Raw genomic sequence first — 3,551 nt, 5'->3', positions numbered from 1 at the left:
TCCACGGTGAGCCGGGCGAGTTCGGAGGAGTAGAGCCAGCCGGACAGGGTGGCGAGGATGATCCCGCCGGGCCGGGTCTGCTCCACCCACGCATGGGGGAGCTCGGTGACGCCGCAGGTGGCGATCAGCCGGTCGTAGGGGGCGCCGTCGGGGTGGCCGGCCAATCCGTCGCCTGTGATCAGGAGTGGCCCGTACCCGGCGTGCCAGAGCGCGGCGCGGGCCCGGGTGGAGACCTCCGGGTCGACTTCCATGGAGGTCACGAGGTCTTCGCTGAGTCGGTGGCAGAGCAGGCCGGTGGAGTATCCGGTGCCCGTGCCGATCTCCAGGACGCGGTTGCCGTCCTGGATCTGGAGGTCTTCGAGCATCTGGACGACGAGGCCGGGCAGGGTGCTCGATGAGGTGGGCTCGCGCAGGATCTCACCGCGGATGTCGCGGGGGGCGATGGTCCCGGCGATCTGGGTGACGAGGGAGGCGTCTTGGTAGCAGCCGTCCAGCCATCCGGGGTCATCGGGCAGGACTGGCCGCCACGCGGTGAGGCCGGGGCTGTCGGCCCGTTCGAAGTAGCCGCCGCGCAGGAACTCGTGCCGGGGTACGGCTTCGACGGCGGCCCGCCATGGGTCGGTGCGCAGGTGGCCGCTGTCGGCCAGGCGCTCGGCGAGCGCGAGGCGGAGGCTCTTGTCGTCGTCGGTCACGTCGCGGTCTTCCTCTCCAAGAGGTCGGCCAGGGCTGCGCACATGGGCAGACCCGTTTCAGGTTCCAGCCAGTACCACTGACCGGAGGGGTTGCACTCCAGGAACCACCATTGCCCGTCCTCGGCCACGCAGAAGTCGAAAGCCCCGAAGACAAGCCCGAAGTGGTCCATGTAGTGGCGCAGCGCCGGCGCGATGCCCGGTGGCGGCTCGACGGGGGTGTAGGTGAGCCGGTCGTAGTTGGTGCGCCAGTCCAGCAGGTCGGAGTCGATGCGGACGCAGAACACCCGGGTGCCGATGACGGTCACCCGTACGTCCGAGGCCTTGGGGATGCGCTTCTGGAAGAGGTGGGCCGTGCCCGCCACGCCGTCATGGATGTCCGCGGGGGACACCTCGGCGATCTTGACGACGTTAGACACCCCGTCCACCCGGTACACGGGGTTGTACAGCGGCTTGTAGATGACCGAGCCGTGCCGCTTGATGAAGGCCCGGGCCGCGTCCGGGCTGGAAGTGATGAGCGTGGGCGGCACCGAGAACCCGGCCTCTACTGCCGCGGCGAGACCGGACGGTTTGAACTCCGCGTCCCCGATGCGATGCGGATGGTTGATGTACAGGCAGCCCGGTAGGGCGGCCAGCACGCCGCCGAGCCCGTACCGGGCCTGCGTGATGGCGAACCGTGCGTCCTGGTCGCTCAGATGCGGGAAGGCGAACCCGGTCGGCCGGCGGTAATACATGGCGCGGACGTTGGCCAGGTCCGCGGTGCGGGAGGGAGTGAGGAGGCGGCCCTCGATCCCGTGCAGGGTGATTTCTGCCTCCACCGACAGCGATGCGGGGAAGTCCCCCGAGTCGAGCCGCACGACCGGGATGTCCCGGCCGTGCAGCTCGCGAATCACCACGTCGGCGGTGGGGTCGTTCAGGCTGGTGACGACCAGCACCGGACGTGTGTCAGTCACTGGTCGTTGTCGCTCCCGGTGTCACTGTCCTGAGTGGTGCCGTTGCCGTCAGGGCTGGTCCCGGTGGACGGCTGGGTGCCGGTGCTGGTTCCGTGGCCGGGCATCTCCATGACCTGACCACTCGCGTCGAAGAACGTAGCGGTCTGGGTGTCGGCGTCCAGTCGGACGCTGGTGTACCCGGGGGCCATCGTGGGGTACGGCGCCATGCGGCCGACTCCCCACGGCAGCGGGGTGATGGTTCCCTGCGGGACCGCCGTGCTCGTCGGCAGACGGTCAGAGTGGACGAACATGCCTCTCCTCTGTGTCGCAGTGACGGAACCCGGAAGGGGCGGAGGAGCAACGAGGCCGCCCCGGCCGAGGTGGTACCACCCGCCGTTCTGGCGGCGGGAGTCTTGGCGGGAAGAACGCGCGTCTGCAGGCCAGGGACGGGGATCTCGGTCGTGCTCAGTGACCGCTGGCGAGGCAGAACACGGCGGCCTTGGCCTGGCCCCCGGCGTTCCGCCCAGGCCTGTGCCGCGCGCTGCATCGGCTTCGCCCGGTCGTCTGTGCTCTCCCCGGCGATGGAGAGAATCATTTCTGGATGCGGGCGAGCGCGTTGAGGCCGGCGGGTGGGGCGCCCGGCAGTCCGGGCCCTGTTCAGTCATCGATACGGGCACGTTGGTCATCGCAGTGCCTTTCGTCGCGCTGTGAGGACGTCGTGTAGTTCGTCCGAGGGGAAGTCGGTCCTGACCCTCCCCTCGTAGCGTGGAGACCGTGACCGGAGGGATAGTTGAGGGTCGTGGGATCCAGGAAGCGCATCTACAACGCGGAGTTCCGCGAGGGGGCGGTACGGATCGTGACGGAGACCGGGAAGCCGATCCCTGAGGTGGCCGAGGAACTCGGTGTGCATCCGGGGACGCTGCACAGCTGGGTGTCGCGGCCAAGCGCAACGGCTCGCCGTCGTCGGACACGCCCGTCCAGGCGTCGGCGGGGGCAGGCTCGGGTGGCCGGTTGCGGGAGGGTGAGCGGGCTGAGCTGGAACGGCTGCGGGCCGAGGCCCGGGAGAAGGACAAGCGCATCCGCGAGCTGGAGATGGGCGTGATGTGTGCAAGCGATTCGTGGCCTTGTGGGTGAAGTAGCTGAGGCAGACCCGGCCGTGGCGGTCAGGGTGATCAGCAGCTGCAAGGCCGAACAGAAGATTCCGCACCGCATCGCCTGCCGGGCACTGGGCGTGTCCGAGTCCTGGTTCTACAAGTGGCGCGATCGTGAACCGACCGCGCGGGAGGTGCGCCGGCAGCACCTGGCGGAAGAGATCGAGGAGATCTTCCAGCGGTCCGGGGGCACTTATGGCTCGCCGAAGGTGTTCATCGAGCTGGTCCGGCGCGGCTGGCGGGTGTCGGTGAACACGGTCGCCAAGGTCATGGCCGAGCTCGGGCTGGCCGGACGGAAGATCCGGCGGCGCCGGTCGCTGACCAGGCCGGGCAAGCGGCCGACCGCTCCGGACTTCGTGCGCCGGGACTTCAGCGCCGAGGAGCCCGATCTCGTCTGGTGCGGCGATCTCACAGAGATCGACACGGGCGAGGGCAAGCTGTACTTGGCGACGGTCATCGATCTTTTCTCCCGCCGCTTGCTGGGCTACGCGATGGGTGAGCGGCATGATGCGGAGCTGGTGGTGGCGTCGCTCAACATGGCCGCGGCCACCCGCGGCGGCGACGTACGCGGCGTGATCATGCACACGGACAGGGGCAGCGAGTACACGTCTCGGCGCTTTCGGCGGGCGTGCCGCACACTCGGCGTGACCCAGTCCATGGGCCGGGTCGGGTCATGTTTCGACAACGCCGTGAGCGAGGCGTTCAACAGCGTGCTGAAGGTCGAGTACGTCCACCGGCACACCTTCCGCACCCGCACCGAGGCCCGCATCAGGATCGCC

4 protein-coding genes and 1 pseudogene are annotated in these 3,551 nt (G+C 69.1%); 2 read left to right on the top strand and 3 right to left on the bottom strand.

The features are described 5' to 3' along the window. The 3 genes and pseudogenes from ABZZ74_RS52985 to tgmA form a co-directional block, all read right to left on the bottom strand. A pseudogene (locus ABZZ74_RS52985) lies at positions 1-692 on the bottom strand (protein-L-isoaspartate(D-aspartate) O-methyltransferase); the annotation flags it as partial. Next, positions 689-1,642, bottom strand: a complete 954-nt coding sequence (tgmB, locus tag ABZZ74_RS52980; protein WP_356951281.1) for an ATP-grasp ribosomal peptide maturase — start codon at positions 1,640-1,642, stop codon at positions 689-691. The pseudogene ABZZ74_RS52985 and the gene tgmB, both read right to left, overlap by 4 nt. Then, positions 1,639-1,932 (bottom strand): putative ATP-grasp-modified RiPP, encoded by a 294-nt coding sequence (gene tgmA, locus ABZZ74_RS52975; protein ID WP_356951280.1) that lies wholly within the window; start codon positions 1,930-1,932, stop codon positions 1,639-1,641. Before tgmA ends, tgmB begins: the two co-directional genes overlap by 4 nt. A 488-nt stretch (positions 1,933-2,420) precedes the next feature. Between tgmA and ABZZ74_RS52970 the strand changes: the two genes are divergently transcribed. Both ABZZ74_RS52970 and ABZZ74_RS52965 read left to right on the top strand, forming a co-directional pair. Continuing rightward, a complete protein-coding gene (locus ABZZ74_RS52970) occupies positions 2,421-2,723 on the top strand; it encodes a transposase (protein WP_356951279.1) in 303 nt (100 codons plus the stop codon). Between the two features lie 54 nt (positions 2,724-2,777). Beyond that, a partial coding sequence (locus tag ABZZ74_RS52965; protein ID WP_356951278.1) for an IS3 family transposase occupies positions 2,778-3,551 on the top strand: 774 nt, incomplete at its 3' end.

The organism is Streptomyces sp. NPDC006476, from assembly GCF_040612015.1.
Lineage (GTDB): Bacteria > Actinomycetota > Actinomycetes > Streptomycetales > Streptomycetaceae > Streptomyces > Streptomyces griseorubiginosus_B.
This window is presented reverse-complemented; position numbering and strand designations above follow the sequence as displayed.

Bases quoted from the DNA above. Each gene is read 5' to 3' on its own strand.
- tgmA (WP_356951280.1), bottom strand. From the start codon at position 1,932: ATGTTCGTCCACTCTGACCGTCTGCCGACGAGCACGGCGGTCCCGCAG.